Below are 20,145 nucleotides of genomic sequence, written 5' to 3'. Positions count from 1 at the left end.
CACGCGTAAGTTACACGCCGGACAATCACCGGACAAGGCCCGTCTGCCGGTCCCGCGTACGGCTCAGGTGGTGTCCCGCACGATCAGCCCGGCGGGGTCACTGGCCTCGACATCGGCGAGCGTGGGATATCCGAGTTCGGCCATCATGGCCGGTACTGCGGCATCGACGATCGTCTTGGCGTCGAACACGACTGACGTCAGCGGCGGACAACTCACCGCACCCAGCGGTATCGCGTCGACCCCCATGACCGCGAGGTCCTCCGGGCAGCGCACCCCGGCCCGACGTATCCCGTGCAACACCACGAACGCGGTCTCGTCGCTTTGCGCGCACACGGCCGTGACACCCGCTGACAGCCATTCCGACACCACGCTGGCCGCATCGGATCCGTCGGTGGCCACGGTGCCGACCTCGATCTCGGGCAGGCCGTGTTCAGCGGCGGCCACCCGAAGGCCCGACAACCAGTAGTCGCCCAATGGCCTCAGCACATCGGCACCGGAGTAGGCGAAGGCCAGGCGGGTGTGGCCGCGCGATATGAGATGTTCCACCCGCATCGCTCCGACGGTCAGGTGCAACGACCCGAGCGCGCGCAACTTCTCGCTGCCCAGGTAGATCTGCGGAATCCGCGCCGCCTCGACAGCCGCGGCAGCCGCACCGGTGAGCGGGAACACGCCCGCGACAGCCACCGGGTTGAGGCTCGCCACCGCGTCGACGATGTTCTGGCCGTCGTCCGTCTCCAGCTGCATCGACAGCACGATGCCGTGCCGGCCCAACGCGGTGGTGAGGCGACTGCCGACCTCCAGGGGCAGTTCGCCCAGGTCGGTCCGCGGCACGATGTAGAGCACCACACCACTGCCGCCGACGGCGAGGTTGCGGGCCGCGAGGTTGGGCCGGTAGCCCAGATCGGCGGCCGCCTTGCGCACCGCGGCCTGAGTCTGTTCCGAGATCCGTTGTCCCTCGACATTGTTGAGGACATAGCTGACGGTTGCGGTGGAGACGTTGGCCAGCTTGGCAACGTCGGCTTTCGTCGGGCGGCCTCTCGTCGTGCTCACGGTGTCATCGTGGCACGTTGCTGATCCGACGGGTCGTCGACGCCACGCATCGGTTGCCCCGCGCTCTCGCGCAACGTCAGGACGGTGAGAACCGAGACGACGCCCGCGGCAACCAGATACAGCGCCGGTGCCAGGCTGTTGCCGGTCGCCGCGGTGAGCCAGGTGACCACATAGGGTGTGGTCCCGCCGAACAACGCGACGGCGATGTTGTAGCCGATCGAGAAGCCGCTGTAGCGGACCCGGGTGGCGAACAGCTCCACACCGGCCGTCACCGCCGTTGCGACGTACACCGATTCGATGGCCGCCAGCAGGCAGTGCCCGACGATCGCCGCCGTCACCGATCCCGAATTCATCAGCAGGAAAAGCGGATACGCCAGCACGACGAAGCCCGCAGATCCCGCCAGCAGCAGTGGTCTGCGCCCGATCCGGTCCGACAGCGCGGCCAACGGCAGGATCAGGATCAACGCCACCAGACTGGCCAGGGTGATCGAGACGAATGCCTCGGTCTTGCTGAAGTGCAGGGTCTTGATGAAGTAGGTCGGCAGGAAGGTGAAGACGACGTAGTAGCCGACGTTGAACACGATGAACATTCCGATGACCTGCAGGATCGCGCGCCGTGCCGTGCCGACGGCTTCGCGTAGTGGCGAGGTCGACACCCGGTCCGCTTCGTCGAGCTTGGCGAATTCAGGGGTGTCATCGAGTCGCAGCCGGATGTAGAGGCCGACCAGACCCAGTGGTGCGGCCACCAGGAACGGGATGCGCCAGCCGTAGCTCTCCATCGCCTCCGACGGCAGATATGCCTGCAGCAGCGTGACGGTGACCGAGCCGAGCAGGAAGCCCAGCACGCCCGACCACGCGATGAACGTGACGGTGAACCCGCGCCGTCGGTTGCTTGCGTATTCGGCGAGATAGACTGCACCGCCGCCATATTCGCCACCGGCCGAGAATCCCTGCAGGCACCGCAGCAGGAGTAGCAGCAGCGGTGCTGCCACACCGATGGTGGCGTAGGTGGGCAGCAGGCCGATGCCCAGCGTGGCGGCCGACATCAGCAGGATCACCACGGCGAGCACCCGTTGGCGCCCCAATCGGTCCCCCAGCGGGCCGAACACGAACCCGCCGAGCGGACGCATGAAGAAGGCCGCGGCGAAGATGGCGAAAGTGTTGAGCAGCGCGGCTGTTTCGTTTCCCGTCGGGAAGAAGTTCGCGGCGATGTAGGTCGCCAGGAATCCGTAGATGGCGAAGTCGAACCACTCGACCGCATTGCCGATGGACGCACCGGTGATCGCCTTGCGCACGGTGGCATCTATGCGGGTGCCACGGGTGCCGCTTCTTGATTCCGTCAACAGAAAACTCGCCTCTCGGATTTCGAGAGGCGAGTTTATCTGTTCGGTTTTGAGCCCGGAGGCTTCTACATCAGACTCCGGCGAGCGCGTCCGCGGTGAGCAGCGCCTGGGCTACCCCCGAGACGATCGACGCCAGCCGGATGGCCTCGAAGATCGCCGTGCGGGACACCTCGGCGTCGCGCAGCACCGTCTCGTGCGCGGACAGGCAGTACGAGCAACCGTTGATCGCCGAGACAGCCAGCGACCACAGCTCGAAGTCCGCCTTGGGCACACCCGGGTTGGCGATGATGTTCATCCGCAGCCCGGCCCGCAGGTCGTCATAGCGGCCGTCGAGCTGACCCTTGCTGCGGTAGAAGACGTTGTTCATCCCCATGATCGAGGCAGCGCCGAGGGCGGCGTTGTACGCCTCCGCGCTCAGCACGTCGAGGGCGTCCTCGGAGATCTCCTTCAGCAGCTGCTGCGACTTGGTGGCAGCCGCCGTAGCGACCAGCGCGCCCCACAACTGCTGCTCGTTGAGCTCCGTGGACTTCACGATGCTGCCGAAGTTGAGCTTGAGGTCCTTCGCGTACTCCGGAAGTGCTTCCTTGATGTTGTCGATGCTCACGACTACACCGCCTCGGACAGCAGCTCACCGGCGTTCAGCGTCGGGTCGCCCTTCTTCCAGTTGCAGGCGCACAGCTCGTCGGACTGCAGCGCGTCGAGAACCCGCAGTACCTCGTCGACGTTGCGGCCCACCGAACCGGCGGTCACGGAGACGAACTGGATCTCGTTGTTGGGGTCGACGATGAAGGTGGCGCGGTCGGCGACACCGTCGGCGTTGAGCACGCCGGCCGCAGTGGTGAGTTCACGCTTGAGGTCGGAGACCATCGGGAAAGGCAGCTTCTTCAGGTCCTCGTGCTGTGCACGCCACTGGAAGTGGACGAACTCGTTGTCCACCGAAACGCCGATCACCTTGGCGTCGCGATCCTCGAAGTCTTCGTTGAGCTTGCCGAACGCGGCGATCTCGGTGGGGCATACGAAGGTGAAGTCCTTGGGCCAGAAGAAGATGATCCGCCACTTGCCGTCGTCATCCTTGTTGGTGACGCGCGTGAAATAATCGTCGGGCTGCTTGGCATCGACCTTGGACAGATCTCCGCCAACCACGGCCGTCAGGTCGTATTCCGGGAACTGAGAACCAATCGACAAGAGTGCCATTGCAACCTCTCCAATCTCGCATATCTTTCTGGAATGATTCCAGATTTACAACTCAATTCTGGCTCCCACCGGCGGTTATAGCAAATCCCTCGACCGTGATTGTGGACACAAACGACGGCCGGGTGAGGCGGGCCTCACGCGCGGTTCAGCCCGCCGAGTCCGCACCCGCCATCGACGACCCGCGCCGAATGTCATCGCGAACAGGTAGAACTGGCTGAGGTGAATCGCGTGGAAGGCGGATCAGTTGGCGAGGCTTCGCTGGTGGCTCGGTCTGGCCTGTTGTGCGGCACTGCTGGCCGGGTGCGGGAACGCCACCGTGATCGGAGGCAGGGCAACGTCGATGCTGTTCCTACCCGACCGGGTGGGCGGCCTGCCGGTGACCGACGGCCACAGCGGCACCCGGCCCGAGGCACCCGCTCCGACCCGCCGGGCCGAGAACACCGACGGCGGCCAGATCGACGATCTGACCCTGCTGGCCGTCGACGACATCGAGGACTTCTGGTCACAGAACTACAGCGGCGGCTCACTGCCGGGAACCTTCACCCCCGTCTCCCGACTGGTGTCCTACAACTCCGACGCCTCCCCCGGAATCGAGATCTGCGGGGAGAGCACGGTCGGCCTGACCAATGCGTTCTACTGCCTCAAGAGTGACGTGATGGCCTGGGACCGGGGCGTCGCAATTCCGGTGGCAGCGCAGTACTTCGGCCAGATGGGCGTGGTCGGGGTGATGGCCCACGAATACGGTCATGCCGTCCAGCAACAGGCGCGGCTGATCAACGAGGGCACGCCCGTACTGGTGGCCGAGCAGCAGGCCGATTGCCTGGCGGGGGTCTACCTTCGCTGGGTGGCGGCCGGAAAATCGCCGCGCTTCGAACTGAGCACCGGCGACGGACTCAACCACGTCCTGGCCGGGCTGATCTACATCCGCGATCCCCTGATGACCCGGATCGATGCCACCCTTACCGGAAACGAACACGGGTCCGCGCTGGACCGGGTCAGCGCCTTCCAGATCGGCTTCAGCGGCAACGTCGACCAGTGCGCGGCCATGGACTCCGACGAAATCACCAAGCGCCGTGGTGATCTGCCCAAATTCCTCGACTTCTTCGGCGGCCCGCAAAGTGCCAACAGCACGATCACCGCCAACCTGTTGGACCAGACCATGCAGTCGCTGCGGCAGGTCTACGCACCCACCAATCCACCCACGTTGAGCACCGAGCCCAGCGTGTGCCCCGACGCCGGACCGTCACCACCGGCGTCCTATTGCCCGGCGACCAACACCATCGTCGTCGACCTGGACGGACTGAAAGCCTTGGGGGAAGCCAGAAGTGAGAACGACGAACAGGAGCTCCTGCAGGGCGACAACTCGGCGATCTCCGTCCTGACATCGCGGTACGCCTTGGCCGTGCAACACGAGAAGGGCCTGACGCTGGACACCCCCGTGGCCGCGATGCGCACCGGCTGCCTGACCGGTGTGGGTCAGGCCGGGATGGCCGAGCCCGGCCTGCCGATCACGCTGTCGGCCGGTGACACCGACGAGGCGATCAGCAGCCTGCTCACCAACGGGCTGGCCGCCAGCGACGTCAACGGCCGGGTTCTGCCGGCGGGGTTCACCCGCATCCTGGCCTACCGGTCCGGCCTGCAGGGCGATGACGCACAGTGCTACCAGAGGTTCCCGTGAGCGGCCCCGAACAGCCATGGTGGGCGCGGCCGGGCGGCGCGCCCGTGCCGGGTGGAACGCCGCGACCGGGCGCTCCACCGCCCCGGCCGGTGCGGATGCCCCCACCGGCCCGACCGCCGTCGCCTCCGCAGCCGCCGCACCGTGCGCGGCCCGCAACACCGCCGTCGCCGCCGCCGCGGCCCAGCCCCCGCCCCGGGGACCGACGCCTGCTCATCGGTGCGGTGATCGCCGTCGTGGCAGTCGCGGTGATCGGTGCCGGGCTCTGGGCGTGGAGCCGCGCGGACACCAACGGCACCCGGCTCGACGTCCGTCAGGCCGAGGCCGGGGTGGCACAGATCCTGACCGATCCGATCAACGGCTACGGGGCCAACCGCGTCGCCGCGGTGGCGTGCAACAACGGGAAGAATCCGGTCGTCCGGGTCGGCTCGACGTTCACGTGCGCGGTTGAGATCAACAACACATTGCGCCGGGTGATCGTGGAGTTCACCGACGATAACGGCACTTATGCTGTCGACGGACCCCGCTGAACAGAGACGCACGCCACACTTTCGAGACCGCGTGAGAACCCACACCGGACCGCGCTGCCAGGCTTTATTAGAACCGCTATTAGTCTTACGGGTTATGGGTCGGGATCCCTCCACAACCAGTGCCGTTGATTCGTCGACGGCGAATATCGAGAACTACGTCCGCGACGACGGCACGATCGTCGTACCCGACGGCGTCACTCTCACGTCGTTCCTGGATCGCAATCGGTTGATCTACGGGGACGAGCCGTCCTACCGCTTCCTCGACTATTCGACGGATCCCGACGGCCGAGCCATCGAGCTCAGCTGGAACGCCCTGTGGTCACAGGTGTGCGCTGTCGCCGCACGGTTGCAGCAGGTCACTCAACCCGGCGACCGGGTGGCGATCCTGGCCCCGCAGGGGGTCGAGTACGTCGCGGCCTTCTTCGCGGCGGTACACGCCGGCAACGTCGCCGTCCCACTGTTCGCGCCGGCGCTGGCCGGTCACACCGAGCGACTGGCCGCGGTGCTGGCCGATGCCAAGCCCACCGTGGTGCTCACCACGACCGCCGCAGCCGAATCCGTCCGCACCTTCATCAAGACCCTGCCCGCCGCCGAGCGGCCCCGCATGATCGCGGTCGACGCCGTCCCGGACACGCTCGCCGAGATGTACGTCAGCCCCGAGGTCGACACCGACGACATCGCCTACCTGCAGTACACGTCGGGATCCACCCGCACACCCGCCGGTGTGGAGATCACCCACCGCAACGTGTGTACCAATGTCATCCAGATGGTCCTGGCCGGCGACCTCGACACCGGTATCCGCAGTGTCAGCTGGCTGCCGCTGTACCACGACATGGGCCTGATCATGATCATGTTCCCGGCGCTGTGCGGTGGCCACATCAGCCTGATGGATCCGATGGCCTTCGTCCGCCGTCCGTACCGCTGGATCAAGCGACTGGCCGAGGAGGCGGCCCACGGGCGCACCTTCGCCGCTGCCCCGAACTTCGCCTTCGAGCTGGCTTCCGAACGCGGTCTGCCGCCGGCCGGCGAGACGCTGGACATGACCAACGTGGTCACGCTCCTCAACGGATCCGAGCCGGTCACCATGGCCGCCGTCGAGAAGTTCACCTCCGCGTTCGCCCCGTACGGGCTGCCCGCCACCGCGATCAAGCCGTCCTACGGCATGGCCGAGGCCACCCTGTCGGTAGCCAGCATCGCGCCGAGTGCCGCGGCCGGTGCCGTGTACCTCGACCGCGACCAGCTCAGCGCCGGGCGCGCGGTGACCGTCGCTCCCACCGATAACGGCGCGGTGGCCCACGTGTCCTGCGGACAGCCGATTCCCAACCAGTGGGCCGTGATCTCCGGCCCCGACGGCGACGAACTGGCCGACCGCACCGTCGGCGAAATCTGGCTGCACGGCAACAATGTCGGCCAGGGGTACTTCGGCCGCGCCGAGGAAAGCCAGCGGGTGTTCGGCAACAAGCTGCAGACCCGGCTCACAACCGGCAGTCACGCCGCCGAGGTCCCCGACAACGGGCACTGGCTGGCCACCGGCGACCTCGGCGTCTACATCGACGGCGAGCTGTACCTCACCGGCCGGATCAAGGACATGATCCTGATCGACGGACGCAACCACTACCCGCACGACATCGAGACCACGGTCAGCGCGGCGTCACCCGCAGTGCGCTCGGGCTACGTCGCGGCGTTCTCGGTGAACGGGGACCGCGGCGAGGAACTGGTGATCGTCGCCGAACGCGCCGCCGGAGCCGGACGCGCCGAGCCCGGCCCTATCGTCGATGCGATCCGCGCTGCGGTGTCACGCCATCACCAGATCCGGGTCGCCGATGTACGGATGGTCGCCGCCGGCGTCATCCCCCGGACCACGAGCGGCAAGCTCGCCCGAAATGCCTGTCGCGTCGAGTATTTGAACGGCAAGTTCGACAAGTAGGGCTGGTTTGGGCTTCTGCACGCCGAGCGCAACGCTATGGTTGCGCTTCGACGCGTGGAGCGACCCTAGCGTTGATTTCGGTGCTTTCCCCTCCGAACCGTAGAGGCGTCGTAGATGACCCGACGTAAGTGGCTGATTCTCGGCGGGATCGGCCTTGTTGCGACGTTGGCGCTTGCTGCGAGCGTATTCGTGCTTTCCAATCGTCCGGCCTCGGATTGTGCCGTCATACGGTCGATGCTCGACTACAACAAGCAGTTCGCCCAAGATGTCATCTCCAAGAAGGATGCTGGGGTCGAAGTCACCGCAGCTGATTACACGCAGTGGTCGGCTCAGCTACATGGGTTCGCTGATCAGATCCACGGCGACCCGGGCCTGGCCGAACGAGCCGACACGATGGCCGACCGGGCAGACGAGATGGCCAAGCTCACTCCACGCGCTACCGGGCTAAAGCCATCGCTTCGCGAGTCCTTGTATGCGTCAGCGGAATTCAATGAAATTCTTACCGTGCTCGAGGGCGCGTGCTCAAGTTAGCGTGCAGCCGCATCTAGGTGTGGGCGACAGGACCGGCATCGGCGTTGGCGTACGCAGCCAGGATCGGCATGACGTCGGGGCACATGTTCTGCGCGGCAGCCACGGTGATGATGACCGCCTCGTAGTCCGCGAAGCCGTCGCCGGCGGCGTAGTTGAGTGCCGCAGGCACGCTGGCGCCACCCCGCAGCATGCGGCAGACCATCTTGCCGTCGTCAATCACGCCGATGATCGACGAGTAGTACACACCGCGACTGTCGATTTGCGCGACATAGTCGTACTGGTCTGCCTGTGCAGGGACTGCCAGCAACAGGGCCGACGCTCCCGTGATCACCGCGGCTGTCACGATCCGCCTCGGTAGGTGCGTGTTCATGGCGGACCTCCTCCTTCTGTTCGGATGCCCGCAACTGCGAGCCCCACAAAATGGCACTTGCCACCGACAAGGCGCGCCGATGGCGATATCGGTCCATTTGTCGGCGCGGTCCTATATACAGTTCGGTTCGGTTCGGTTCTTTTCGGCAGCAAGGGGCAGTGCAGTGATCACGGGTGAGTTGAAGAGCAAGGTCGACAGGGTTTGGGACGCGTTCTGGTCCGGCGGTATTTCCAACCCCCTGGAGGTGATCGAGCAGATCACCTACCTGCTGTTCATCCGCCGCCTCGATGATCTGGAGATCCTCGCCGAGAAAAAGGCCCGGGTGACGGGCAAGTCCGAGGGGCTGCGGTTCGGCCCGGATCAGCAGGGTCTGCGATGGTCGCAGTTCAAGAACGCCGAACCGGCGGTGATGTTCACGACGGTCGCCGACAAGGTGTTCCCGTTCCTACGGGACCTCGGCGGGGACGGGTCGACGTACTCCGAGCACATGCGTGACGCACGATTCACCATCCCAACGCCGGCGCTGCTGTCCAAGGTCGTCGACATGCTCGACGACATCCCGATGGCCGACCGCGACACCAACGGCGACCTGTACGAGTACCTGCTGTCCAAGATTGCCGCCGCCGGGGTGAACGGGCAGTTCCGCACGCCCCGCCACATCATCGAACTGATGGTCAAGATGACGGCGCCCAAGCCCACCGACGAGATCTGCGATCCGGCGTGTGGAACTGGCGGATTCCTGGTGGCGGCGTCGGAGTATGTGCGCGACGAACATTCATCGGTGCTGACTGACGCGGCCCAACGTAAGCACTTCCACAACAGCATGTTCCACGGCTATGACTTCGACTCGACCATGCTGCGGATTGGTTCGATGAACATGCTGATGCACGGCATCGAAGCCCCCGACATCCGCTACCGGGATTCTCTGTCGGAAGGCGCCAGCGAGGACGCCGAGAAGTACACCCTGATCCTGGCCAATCCCCCGTTCGCCGGCTCACTGGACTACGAGGCCACCTCCAAGGATCTGCAGCGGGTGGTCAAGACCAAGAAGACCGAACTGCTGTTTGTCGCACTGTTTTTGAAGCTTTTGAAGCCGGGCGGGCGCGCGGCGGTGATCGTGCCGGACGGCGTGCTTTTCGGTTCATCGAAGGCCCACAAAGAGTTGCGGCGAGCCCTTGTCGAGGATCAGAAACTCGACGGGATTGTGAAGCTTCCGTCTGGTGTTTTCAAACCGTATGCCGGGGTTTCAACGGCAATCTTGTTGTTCACCAAGACCAACTCCGGCGGCACTGAGAATGTGTGGTTCTACGATGTGACTGCCGACGGGTACTCGCTGGACGACAAGCGGAATCCGGTGGAGGCCAATGACCTTCCGGATGCGTTGTCGCGGTGGGTTTTGAAGGACTCATCGGAGCTGGAGCGGACGCGGACCGGGCAGTCGTTCTGTGTGCCGAAAGAAGACGTCGTCGCGCAGGGATACGACTTGTCGTTGAACCGGTACAAGGAGATTGTCCACGACGAGGTCGAGCATCGACCTCCGTTGGAGATCATCGCTGAGATCGAGAAGCTCGAAGGCGAGATCGCTGTTGGGCTGGCCGAATTGCAGGCGATGTTGTCGTGAAGATGCAGACAGTGCCGCTAGCGTCCATCGCTGAAGTCAAATTGGGTCGGCAGCGTTCGCCGCAGAACCACAGCGGCCCGTCGATGCGAAAGTATCTGCGTGCAGCGAATGTGGGTTGGAACGGCCTGATTCTCGCTGACATCAAGACTATGAACTTCACCGACGAGGAGATGGCAACCTTCCAACTCAAACCCGGCGACCTTCTCCTCAACGAGGCATCCGGATCGCCGAAGGAAGTCGGCAAACCTGCCCTCTGGAGCGGTGAGATCGACGACTGCGCCTTTCAAAACACACTTCTCCGCGTACGGCCCTCGTCCGAGGTCGATCCAAAATACCTTCTCCAGTTCTTCAGGCAACAAGCTGCCATCGGCGCATTCGCTCGCGGGTCACGAGGTGTCGGGATACATCATCTTGGTCGAGAAGCTCTGTCTAAGTGGCAAGTTCCCCTCCCTCCGATCGACGAGCAACGCCGTATCGCCGCGATTCTCGACCGCGCTGACGCTATTCGCGCCAAACGTAGGACTGCAAACACGTATTTCGGCGATCTCATACTGTCGATTTTCATCGACTGCTTCGGCGCGCATCCAGAAGCCACGACAGCACCACTTGACGAGGTAGCCGTGGTGACATCAGGAATTACGAAAGGACGCAAGACGTCCGCACCAACAACCCCGGTACCGTTTCTGGCCGTCGTCAACGTCCAGGCTGGACATCTCAACATGAAGGTCGTCAAGGAGATCGATGCCACTTCGGCGGAGGTCGAACGGTACGCGCTCCGAGATGGCGACCTCGTACTGACCGAAGGCGGAGACCCCGACAAGCTCGGTCGTGGAACTGTGTGGCGGGGTGAGCTTCCGCTATGTCTGCACCAGAACCATATCTTTCGCGTTCGGATTCGCGACGATACCAGAATCCACCCCGACTACCTCTCGGCATTCATTGGCAGTCCCCCTGCTCGGTCCTACTTCCTCCAAGCGGCAAAGCAGACGACCGGTATCGCTTCCATCAACATGACTCAGCTCAAGGCCCTCCCTGTGCATATACCGCCGGCCGATAAGCAGCAGCGTTACCTCGATCGACTTCAAGCCATCAATGCTCGAGGGACCTCGCTAGCAGCCGCCGCAACCGCCCAAGACGAACTCTTCGCCTCCCTCCAGTCCCGCGCGTTCCGAGGAGAACTCTGATGCCCTACGCCGTAATCGATTTCGAGACGACCGGCGTCGTACCAGAGCGCACCGATCGGGTGGTCGAGGTCGGAATCGTGTTGACCGACGACACCGGCCGCATCGAGGACGAGTGGACCACACTCGTCAACCCCAACCGCGACCTGGGACCCACGAATATCCACGGCATCACTGCCGCCGATGTTGCCGATGCTCCTGTCTTCGCCGATGTCAGCGATCACGTCCTCGACATGCTGGACGGCCGCGTCGTTGTCGCCCACAATGCCTCATTCGACATGCGGTTCCTCCACCGCGAACTGCAGCTGGCCCGCTACCAGATTGTCGAACGCCCAGCCGCACTGTGTTCGATGAAGTGGGCCGGCCGCATGATGGGTGCGGCCAAGCTGGCGCATTGTTGTGAGGCACTGGGCATTTCGTTGGTCGACGCGCACTCCGCGCTCGGTGATGCCCACGCTACTGCCGAACTGCTGCCACACCTGATCGGCACCTGCCGCACCTCCTCAGAGTGGCGTGCCGATCACCAACGGTGTTCCACATTTACATGGCCGGCCCGGTTACGCCGGGCCATTCGGGTGGGCACGGTACGTCGTGGACATACCGCCACCGATGGCCATTCGTGGTTGAAATCAGTGCTGCGGGCCGCGTGGATTCCCGGGAATCCCGAGAACGAGGCCACCTACATGACGGTGTTGGACAACGCGCTGCTCGACCGGTCGATTTCACGATCCGAGGGCAAGCAACTCCTTGCCACAGCGGAGGCGGCCGGGCTCGCCCGCGGCACCGTCGCTCAGCTCCACCAGGACTACCTACGCTCTGTGGCCGTCGAAGCTCTGGCCGACGGCGTGGTGACCGACGAGGAACGCGCCGAGTTGCAATCTGTCGCAACGGTATTGGGACTCGGCGCGCCCTACGTCGATGAAGCGTTGGACTGGGCGAAAGAAACCGCCCAGGACAAGGACCGTGGCGGCGCCGGATTCGCGCTGTGCCCTGGCGACCGAGTCGTTTTCACTGGCGAGATGAGCCGCCCCCGCGACGAATGGGTGGCCGAGATCTGCGCGGCGGGCCTGGCCACCGGAGGGATCAGCAAGTCGACCCGACTCGTGGTAGCCGAAGACCCGGACTCCTTGAGCAGGAAAGCCGTCAAAGCCCGTCAGTACGGCATTCCCGTCGTCGACGAGAAAACCTTCGCGCGATTCTTCGCCAGCTACCGGGCCGCACACTGACCGAGCCGCAGAACCGATTTCACCTACCCCTGTCGGCATTCGCCTCAGGATTGCGTTCGACACCACGATGACGAGAGGGATTTCATGACGACCAATGCCGATGTTGTGGCACTCATCAACAAACACGGCGATCGCCTCGCGATCTGGCACGTCGTGATCGACCCGAGTTGGCCCATGAGCCGGTTGTGCGGGGCCTGGGTCGACACCGTGGCTCCGGCGCTCTACCAGCAGCGGTATCTCCTGCCGTTCGACGAACGTTTACCCGATGAACTGGCCCACCTCACGCCTCACAGTGCGGGCGCGTTGGACGCCAACGCAACCCGCGAGGCGATCGTATCCGTCATCGACAAACTGGAAGCGCGGCATAAAGAGTCGCTCACTAAGGCCGGTAAGCCACGTGCCCCAATCACGTGGCCGCGCCTGCCCGCACCGTTGGATTGGGCGAGCCTTCCCGAGCCACCCCGCGGCGTGGCCGACGACCCGTTGACCAGCGAGACAATCGCCGTCGCCTGCTGGGTCTCCCAACTGGCCGCCGCCTGGTCCAGCATCGAGGTAATTCGACTGTCACGTGACTACCTCGCTGATGATGACGTGACGCCCCGACCGATGCCCGTTGTCCTGCGCAACTAAATCCCCATCAGCAGTAACGAATTTCGTCACCTACCGGCAGTCGACGTCCTCGCAGCCCCTAGGTGAATCGGATGTGCGTTTGAGGTGAGCCCTTCGTAGTGGTCCAGTTGTTGTGCGACTCTGATGCCCGGTGTTCGGGCAGGAAGAATCGACGACGACATGGCATCGAACAAGCGCCGGCGGCACACGCCGGATCAGATCATCCGCAAGCTCGCCGAGGGCAACAAGCTCCTCGGGACCGGGCAGGAGCTGGCCGAGGTGTGCCGGCACCTGGAGGTCACCGAGTCGACCTGGCATCGCTGGGTCGCCCAGTACGGCGGCATGAAAGCCAACGAGGCCAAACGGCTCAAGGAACTCGAGGCCGAGAACGCCCGGCTCAAGAAGCTGGTCGCCAATCAGGCCCTCGACATCGACATGCTCAAGGAGATCTCGTCGGGAAACTTCTGACCCCGGATCGCAAGCGCAGCGCCGTCACGGCGTTGCGTGAGCGGTTCGGGGTCTCTGAGCGTCGAGCCTGCACGGTGGTCGGCATTCACCGCTCCACGATGCGACTGACGCCGCCACCGATCACCGACGAGGAAGCCGAGCTGCGGGCCTGGCTGCGGAAATTCTCCACCGACCGGCCCCGCTGGGGCTGGCGACGAGCGGCGATTGCCGCACGAAAAGCGGGCTGGGTCGTCAACAACAAGCGCGTCCGCCGACTGTGGCGCGACGAGGGCCTGCGAGTCCCGCAGCGCCGCAAGAAGAAACGTCTGACCGGCATCGGGACCGCGGTCGGCGCGATGTGCCCGATCCAGCCGAACGTGATCTGGGCGATGGACTTTCAGTTCGACACCACCGCCGACGGGCGCACCATCAAAATGCTCAACATCATCGACGAGTTCACCCGCGAAGCCCTGGCGATCCACGTCGATCGCGCCATCAACGCCGACCGGGTCGTCGACATCCTCGACCAACTGGTCGACCAACATGGCGCGCCGCACTACGTGCGCTTTGACAACGGGCCCGAGTTCGTCGCCCACGCGGTCAACGACTGGTGCCGGTTCAACGGCACCGGCTCACTTTTCATCGACCCCGGATCACCCTGGCAGAACGCATGGATCGAGTCGTTCAACGGCCGACTGCGCGACGAGCTGCTCAACTCCTGGCGCTTCGACTCACTGCTCGAAGCCCGGGTGATCATCGAAGACTGGAGGATCGACTACAACGCCAACCGACCGCATTCGGCCCACCGCGGACTCAGCCCAGCCGAGTTCGCCCTACAGTGGACCACGACCCACCAACCCCAAGCCGCATAGCGACTGGACCACCGAATGGGTCCCCCTCACGTTGCCCTTCCCCCGCCCTTTTCGTGGCACGACAGGTAGTCAGGAGAAACGACTTCCAATGGATTTCGTCGCAATAGATTTCGAAACTGCCAATCCCAACTACGCATCGGTGTGCGCCATGGGCTGGGCGACCGTACGCAACGGCGTCGTAGCGGACCGGGGCTCGTGGTTGTGCCGACCGCCAGCGGGGCTGCACGAATTTGGACCGTATAACGTCCGGGTTCACGGTATTACGGCCGAAACGGTGGCCAACCAACCAACATTCGCCGAGCGGGTACCCGAGCTCCTCGAATGCCTCAACACAGGACTGCCCATCGTGGCACACAATGCGGTATTCGATATCGGCGTTCTGGATCAGGCACTCGCTACCTGCGGCCGGTCAAGGCCACCGATCCCCCATCACTGCACGAAGGTCTGGGCGAAACGGCTGATTCAGCTTCCCAAGTACACCCTGCCCCAGGTTTGTGCGCATCTTGGTGTCGTTCTGGGCAAGCACCATGAAGCCGGTGACGACGCTCACGCTGCTGCGCTGGTCGCGATCCGCCTCGCAGAATTTGCCGGCGTCTCGACAATTGGCGAGTTGGACTCCACCTCGGCAGCTCGCTCCAGAGCTCTACCCCGTAGTCGGCGGTGAGCCTGATGAATTCTCCGTGATCCGTCTGCACGGGACCGCATTCTGATTGTCGATTTGATAGAGAAAACACAGGCCATCAGAGGGCGGCTGCAGTCGGTGATGGCCCAGCCCGCCTGAGGCACCGCACCGTCAGGGACTGCACTCCCGCGTGAACCACGCCAGGTCACTTTCCCAGTCGGCGATCGCCTCTGAATAGTCGGCGTTCTTGCGCCGGTTGAGTTCGGAGAAGCCGGCCAGACACCGTTCGATCTTCGCCGCGCGTTGCCTGCTATTTGGAGCGCCCCATTCCCCCACGTACGACTCAGCCTCGGGCATTGTGGCCACCAACTCGACTATCAACGCGTTGCGGAGGATGTGTCGCCTCACAGACGGGCCGAGACCGTTCTTTCCAACCTTGTAGCCCAATTCACCCAGAACACCGGAGGTGGGCCACGAACCCGTATCGATGTTGACGACCAGCCGATAGACCGGTCTGGCGTTGATGTCATCGGCCGTTTCCATCGGTGACCAAGGATCGGCGGGCTGCTCAGACGCAGCATTGCCCTCTGATTTGGCAGGGCGGGAAACCTTTTCGGGTTCGTCGTGCACCCACGGCAGAAACCCCACCACCTGTTGCCAAAAGCTCTTGGATCTCGGCGGTTTGGTGTGGCTGAACCGTTGCTTGTCGGTATCCACCACGGCCAGCGCCTGATCTGTGTCAGCCTCCAGGTCAGTGAAGAAGCGTCCGCCGCGCTCCACGAGCAGAAATCCGCCCCCGCCGTTGATGTGGCGACAGACATCCGCAGCCTCGTCCAGTAACCGCGACAGCCCGCTGACGAAGATCTGATATCGGCCCGTGAGGTCAACGGTGGAAACGGCGCCGTTAGCTTCGACACCAAACACTGCCGGCCGAGCCTTGGGCGAGATCGCACGCAGAATCCAAAGCTCGACGGGATCGGCGGCAAGCATAGCCGGTCGGCCCCGGGGCGGGGCGTCTGCGAATCGCGTCATCGGCGGCAGCGCACCGCCCCACCAATTCTCGACTCGTCGCCCGAGTTCAGCGACAGCGCGTTTGTGGACACCATCATCAGCGATTGGCAGCTGGCGCAGCCTCTCCATCATCCGTGACCGCTGGGTCGCCAGTTGCGCAAAAGGCAGTCGTTCCACCCTCCCAAAACCTCCTCCGCACGCCGCTCGGTCCGCTGCGGAGTCAACCTAGCGCGACTTGAGCGCTCAGTGGTGAATTTCAAGGCTGCAGAACGGCTGCACTTCAGACTTGTCGGTACCCCATGCGACGCTGTGCGGCTCTCGAGTGAACCGACATAGGAAGGCCGGAAATGCACGAGCTTCAGCAGCAGAACTTCCGAGTGAATCTCGGCGGGGTGATCGCACTACTCAGTACGAACCTGTATTCCAGCCCCGGTGTGTACGTGCGGGAGCTGATCCAGAACGCGATGGACGCCATCGTCGCCCGCGACGCCCTGGGCGGCGCTCCCGCCCCGCGCACCATCTCGATCTCGCCCTATGGGGTTGCCTCGCCGGACTCGCCGGCCGACGAGTTCATGCTCACCGACGCCGGCATCGGCGTCAGCCCGGAGCAGGTCGAGCAGTTCCTGGCGACCGTGGGCGCCAGTTCCAAAGCTGACGAGCTCCAGCGGGGTCGTCGGACCTACATCGGCCAGTTCGGCATCGGCTTGCTGAGCTGCTTTCTCGTCGCCGATGAGATCACCGTCGTCTCCCGCAGTGCGACCGGTGCCGAGCCGATCGAGTGGGTCGGCCGAAGCGACGGCACCTACACGATCCGCACAGGCACCGAGGACATCCCCGCCGGAACGACGGTGCGGCTGCGACCCCGCCCGGACATGATCGGGTGGGCACGGGCCGAGCAGGTGCGTCCCCTGGTGCAGAAGTACGCCGAATTCCTCTCGGTCGAGGTCCGTGTGCTGACAAGCCAAGGACCGAAGGACGTTTCGCGCGAGTATCCGTGGGAGCGCGATTTCGGTGCCCACCGTTCCGCTGTGCTGCAAGGTGTTTCACCGGTCTACGGCGGCTTGGGCGTCGGCAGACAGTTCGACGCCATCGAGGTCGCCGATACGGACCTTGGGTTACGTGGCGTCGTATATATCGGCGCCACCCCGGCGAGGTCCAAAACCGCTGCACGCAACCGCGTCTACGTCAATGACATGCTCGTCAACGATGCCGAGGGAGCGCTGCTGCCGCCGTGGGCGTTCTTCGCCTGGGCCGTCGTCAACTCGACCAAGCTTGAGCCGACCGCCAGCCGCGAGGCCGTCATGAACAACGCGGCTCTGACCGAGACCCGGCGCACACTCGGGCAGGCCGCGCTGAAATGGCTGCGTTCCCTTGCCGACGCCGACCCGGAGCGGTTCGCCGAGTTCGTCGCCGACAACGAACTCGAACTCAGATCCGCAGCGACCCACAGCGCCGACGCCGAGAATCTGGAGCTGGCCGAGGTCGTACTCCCGATGCTCACCATGCAAACGACTGAGGGGCGCATGCGGTTGGTCGACGTGGTCGGGCGGAACCCGAACCTCCTCTATGCCGCCTCCGTCAACGAGTTCCGCACCATCGCGAGCTTCAACCCGGGCGGACGGATCGTGGTCAACGCCGGCCACGCCCTGGACCAAGAGGTGCTGCTGATGCTGCCGCAAGTGATGTCCGGGGTGACCGTCACCCGCGCCTACCCGGCCTCCGAAATCGCCGGGCTGGCAGGACCATCGGCCGACTCCGCCGGGGAGGTACTGGCGCTGGAACAGCGCGGCACACAGGCGCTCTCGGCATCCGGTTGCCGCGTGGTGGCCCGCCAGTTCCCATCGACCGATCTGCCTGCCGTCTTCATCGGCCGCGGGCAGATCGACATGACGTCACCCGGCTATGGCGACCTCGCGCACCTGGTGGTCAACTGGGACAACCGGGCCGTGCGGGCACTGACCCGAACGACCGACGACCTCGTGTTCAGCCGGCTCGTGCAACTGCTGTTCGTCCAGGCCCGGATGGCCGCCCAGTGCGACGGCCCCGAGGACCGGGTCCTGCTGTCGGAGGCGCTCGACGACATCATCCTGCTGGCCGCCGGCGTCGACGGTACGGAGGTCACCCGATGAACGAGCAACCGACAATGTCGGCTGAAGAGCTCGAACAACTCGGCGATGAGGCGCTCTCCGCCGAGCAGTTGGAACAGGCCCTACAGCACTACGAGGAGGCACGCCAGATCCTTGGCGTGGCACTCGATCTCGTCGTGGAAGCGGATGCAGATTTCGAAGTATTCTCCATGATCACCGACGATCTGAGCCGCGTCCGCGATAAGGCCCACGACGCCTGGAGCCGCCTTCAGCCGCCGCCGAAGTCGCACGAGGAGCAGGCAGCGGAGCTGCGTGCCATGGCGGACAAAGCCACGGAGGAAGGCGATCTCGCTCACGCCTCGCACATGAGCTTCCGGCTCGGTGAGACGCTTGAGGACCTCGGTGACCTCGAGAATGCCGAGTCTGCCTACCGACAGGCTGTGGTGCTCGCACGGGAAGTCGACGCGTGCGACCCGGAGTTGATGCTGGCGGCGTTCACCTCGCTGATCCACTTCCTCTCCCCCTCAGAGGAATCGGTGGCCCTCGCCCAGGAAATGGCGGCGAACCTGATCGACCGCAAGGAGATGTATCACCCGATGCGGGCGGCCGACGCCGCCTACCACTGTGCGATCGCTGAACTGGACTTCGCCGAAGTGGCACCGCACCGGATGGATCACGCGATCGAAGCGATCGCGCGTCCAACAATCAAGATGCTCGACGACATCTGTTTCCACGACAAGAGCCAGTCACTGCAGCGGTTGGTCGCCGACGTCCTGCGCAGCGCCGGTCGCGATACCGAGGCGGACCAGTGGCAGGCCGATGCGGACAGGTACGAGGACTGGGAAATGTTCATGGACCAGGGGATCCCCGGCCACGTCCACCTGTGGGACATCCGGTTCGACGCCCCCGACGGCGCCGGGGACGAATGACGGCGATCCGTCGATCTCAGCCCGCGGCCCACTCCTTGGCCGCGTCGAGCTCCTCAAGTCCGAATACCTTGAGCTCCCCCGGAATCATCCACGCGAACGCATGCATGGCGTGGGCTACCCAATCCTTGTCGGACACCACGGCGATCCGTTTGAATGCGGAATGATGGCGCAGCAACATGCCGAAGCCGACCTTCATATCCGCCACCAGCCCGCCGGGCCCGAAACCCTCGTAGTCGGGTGAGATGACCTCGACGATCCTGATCTCACCGGACGCCAACATTTCATCCATCTTCGGCCGGAAGTCGCTCAGGTCATCACCACGCACCCGGCCGGACACACGGATACCGAACACACCCTCGGGCATATCGGGAAGGACATCGATCATCGGTTCTCCTCCGTTCGCACACCTCGAGTCTGCCCCTCATCGATGGCCGTGTGGCTCAGGAACGCGAAGACTCCCAGCGGCCCGATATCTCCGCGGGTACGTTCTCGGTTTCGACGCCGGCCCTGGTCCATCCGCCCTTGGCACCCGGAGCGATCTTGTGGACCCCCACATCGCCCGAATACACCCAGAGCTGTTCGGGTTCGGTGGACAACCAGCTGATCATCACACCGTCACGGGGGTTGTATGCGGAACGGTCACGAAAGACCTCGTTGCCGGCCTGGTCCCGAACCAGCACGACCCAGGCTTTCACCCCGTTGTCCTCAGGCCCCTCCCGGATGTAGGCGGTATACGTGCCCGACGGTGATGTCTGGGCTTGGTTGGGCGTGACGATCGCAGCGGCCGCGTCATCGCTCTTGCCACAGCCCACGGCGATCGCTATCACTGCCAGAATCACTGTGAGTATCCGCTTGCTCACGTGTGTTGATTCCTTTCCGCGCTGACGAGACGCCGTACGACATGAATGTTCCGGAGAGGT

Annotated in this window: 20 protein-coding genes; 12 read left to right on the top strand and 8 right to left on the bottom strand. The window is 64.3% G+C overall.

Features of this window, described 5'->3' with window-relative positions; translation table 11 throughout:
- Positions 1-63 precede the first annotated feature (63 nt).
- The 4 genes from G6N44_RS25615 to G6N44_RS25600 form a co-directional block, all read right to left on the bottom strand.
- A complete protein-coding gene (locus tag G6N44_RS25615; RefSeq protein WP_163668887.1) occupies positions 64-1,050 on the bottom strand; it encodes a LacI family DNA-binding transcriptional regulator in 987 nt (328 codons plus the stop codon).
- Positions 1,047-2,393 carry an MFS transporter gene (locus G6N44_RS25610; RefSeq protein WP_276039245.1) on the bottom strand — a complete coding sequence of 449 codons (1,347 nt, stop codon included), beginning with the start codon at positions 2,391-2,393 and terminating at the stop codon, positions 1,047-1,049. The genes G6N44_RS25615 and G6N44_RS25610 overlap by 4 nt, the downstream gene beginning before the upstream one ends.
- Before the next feature lie 70 nt (positions 2,394-2,463).
- Positions 2,464-2,997 (bottom strand): alkyl hydroperoxide reductase AhpD, encoded by a 534-nt coding sequence (ahpD, locus tag G6N44_RS25605; protein WP_163668885.1) that lies wholly within the window; start codon positions 2,995-2,997, stop codon positions 2,464-2,466.
- A gap of 2 nt (positions 2,998-2,999) precedes the next feature.
- Positions 3,000-3,587, bottom strand: coding sequence for a peroxiredoxin (locus tag G6N44_RS25600; RefSeq protein ID WP_163668882.1), 588 nt, complete (start codon positions 3,585-3,587; stop codon positions 3,000-3,002).
- Between the two features lie 244 nt (positions 3,588-3,831).
- On the opposite strand from G6N44_RS25600, the gene G6N44_RS25595 reads away from it, so the two are divergent.
- From G6N44_RS25595 to G6N44_RS25580, 4 genes are all read left to right on the top strand, one after another.
- Entirely contained in the window at positions 3,832-5,265 is a 1,434-nt protein-coding gene (locus G6N44_RS25595) for a neutral zinc metallopeptidase (RefSeq protein WP_170309427.1), read from the top strand.
- Positions 5,262-5,792 (top strand): DUF4333 domain-containing protein, encoded by a 531-nt coding sequence (locus tag G6N44_RS25590; protein WP_235682875.1) that lies wholly within the window; start codon positions 5,262-5,264, stop codon positions 5,790-5,792. Before G6N44_RS25595 ends, G6N44_RS25590 begins: the two co-directional genes overlap by 4 nt.
- A 94-nt stretch (positions 5,793-5,886) precedes the next feature.
- The gene (locus tag G6N44_RS25585) at positions 5,887-7,719 is read left to right on the top strand and encodes a fatty acyl-AMP ligase (protein ID WP_163668881.1); all 1,833 of its coding nucleotides are present in this window, start codon (positions 5,887-5,889) and stop codon (positions 7,717-7,719) included.
- A 114-nt stretch (positions 7,720-7,833) separates the two neighbouring features.
- Positions 7,834-8,250 (top strand): hypothetical protein, encoded by a 417-nt coding sequence (locus G6N44_RS25580; RefSeq protein ID WP_163668879.1) that lies wholly within the window; start codon positions 7,834-7,836, stop codon positions 8,248-8,250.
- A 13-nt stretch (positions 8,251-8,263) separates the two neighbouring features.
- On the opposite strand, the gene G6N44_RS25575 is transcribed toward G6N44_RS25580, so the two are convergent.
- Positions 8,264-8,620, bottom strand: a complete 357-nt coding sequence (locus tag G6N44_RS25575) for a DUF732 domain-containing protein (RefSeq protein ID WP_163668877.1) — start codon at positions 8,618-8,620, stop codon at positions 8,264-8,266.
- A gap of 163 nt (positions 8,621-8,783) precedes the next feature.
- On the opposite strand from G6N44_RS25575, the gene G6N44_RS25570 reads away from it, so the two are divergent.
- From G6N44_RS25570 to G6N44_RS25545, 6 genes are all read left to right on the top strand, one after another.
- Positions 8,784-10,241: a type I restriction-modification system subunit M gene (locus G6N44_RS25570; protein WP_163668875.1), complete on the top strand. Its 1,458-nt coding sequence runs from the start codon at positions 8,784-8,786 to the stop codon at positions 10,239-10,241.
- Positions 10,242-10,243: 2 nt separating this feature from the next.
- Complete coding sequence (locus G6N44_RS25565; RefSeq protein WP_163670333.1) at positions 10,244-11,425, top strand: restriction endonuclease subunit S; 1,182 nt, start codon at positions 10,244-10,246, stop codon at positions 11,423-11,425.
- A complete protein-coding gene (locus tag G6N44_RS25560; protein ID WP_163668874.1) occupies positions 11,425-12,648 on the top strand; it encodes an exonuclease domain-containing protein in 1,224 nt (407 codons plus the stop codon). The genes G6N44_RS25565 and G6N44_RS25560 overlap by 1 nt, the downstream gene beginning before the upstream one ends.
- Before the next feature lie 84 nt (positions 12,649-12,732).
- Complete coding sequence (locus tag G6N44_RS25555; RefSeq protein ID WP_163668873.1) at positions 12,733-13,278, top strand: hypothetical protein; 546 nt, start codon at positions 12,733-12,735, stop codon at positions 13,276-13,278.
- Positions 13,279-13,437: 159 nt separating this feature from the next.
- Positions 13,438-14,576 (top strand): IS3 family transposase gene (locus G6N44_RS25550; protein ID WP_163668872.1). Its coding sequence is split into 2 segments (ribosomal slippage): positions 13,438-13,708 and positions 13,708-14,576, totalling 1,140 coding nucleotides; the frame shifts between segments, so codons are not numbered across the junction.
- An 88-nt stretch (positions 14,577-14,664) separates the two neighbouring features.
- Positions 14,665-15,240, top strand: a complete 576-nt coding sequence (locus tag G6N44_RS25545) for a 3'-5' exonuclease (RefSeq protein ID WP_163668870.1) — start codon at positions 14,665-14,667, stop codon at positions 15,238-15,240.
- 129 nt (positions 15,241-15,369) lie between these two features.
- Here G6N44_RS25545 and G6N44_RS25540 read toward each other — a convergent pair whose 3' ends face one another.
- The gene (locus tag G6N44_RS25540; protein WP_163668868.1) at positions 15,370-16,188 is read right to left on the bottom strand and encodes a hypothetical protein; all 819 of its coding nucleotides are present in this window, start codon (positions 16,186-16,188) and stop codon (positions 15,370-15,372) included.
- 368 nt (positions 16,189-16,556) lie between these two features.
- Here G6N44_RS25540 and G6N44_RS25535 point away from each other — a divergent pair, with 368 nt between their 5' ends.
- Entirely contained in the window at positions 16,557-18,338 is a 1,782-nt protein-coding gene (locus G6N44_RS25535) for an HSP90 family protein (RefSeq protein ID WP_163668866.1), read from the top strand.
- Positions 18,335-19,225 (top strand): hypothetical protein, encoded by an 891-nt coding sequence (locus G6N44_RS25530; RefSeq protein ID WP_163668864.1) that lies wholly within the window; start codon positions 18,335-18,337, stop codon positions 19,223-19,225. The genes G6N44_RS25535 and G6N44_RS25530 overlap by 4 nt, the downstream gene beginning before the upstream one ends.
- A 16-nt stretch (positions 19,226-19,241) precedes the next feature.
- Here G6N44_RS25530 and G6N44_RS25525 read toward each other — a convergent pair whose 3' ends face one another.
- Both G6N44_RS25525 and G6N44_RS25520 read right to left on the bottom strand, forming a co-directional pair.
- Positions 19,242-19,610, bottom strand: coding sequence for a SpoIIAA family protein (locus G6N44_RS25525; protein ID WP_163668863.1), 369 nt, complete (start codon positions 19,608-19,610; stop codon positions 19,242-19,244).
- Positions 19,611-19,665: 55 nt separating this feature from the next.
- Positions 19,666-20,085, bottom strand: a complete 420-nt coding sequence (locus tag G6N44_RS25520; RefSeq protein WP_179964441.1) for a hypothetical protein — start codon at positions 20,083-20,085, stop codon at positions 19,666-19,668.
- Positions 20,086-20,145: the final 60 nt, after the last annotated feature.

It is taken from the genome of Mycolicibacterium alvei, from assembly GCF_010727325.1.
Taxonomy (GTDB): domain Bacteria; phylum Actinomycetota; class Actinomycetes; order Mycobacteriales; family Mycobacteriaceae; genus Mycobacterium; species Mycobacterium alvei.
Note: the sequence above shows the minus strand (reverse complement) of the source record. Positions and strands in the feature narration are given on the sequence as shown.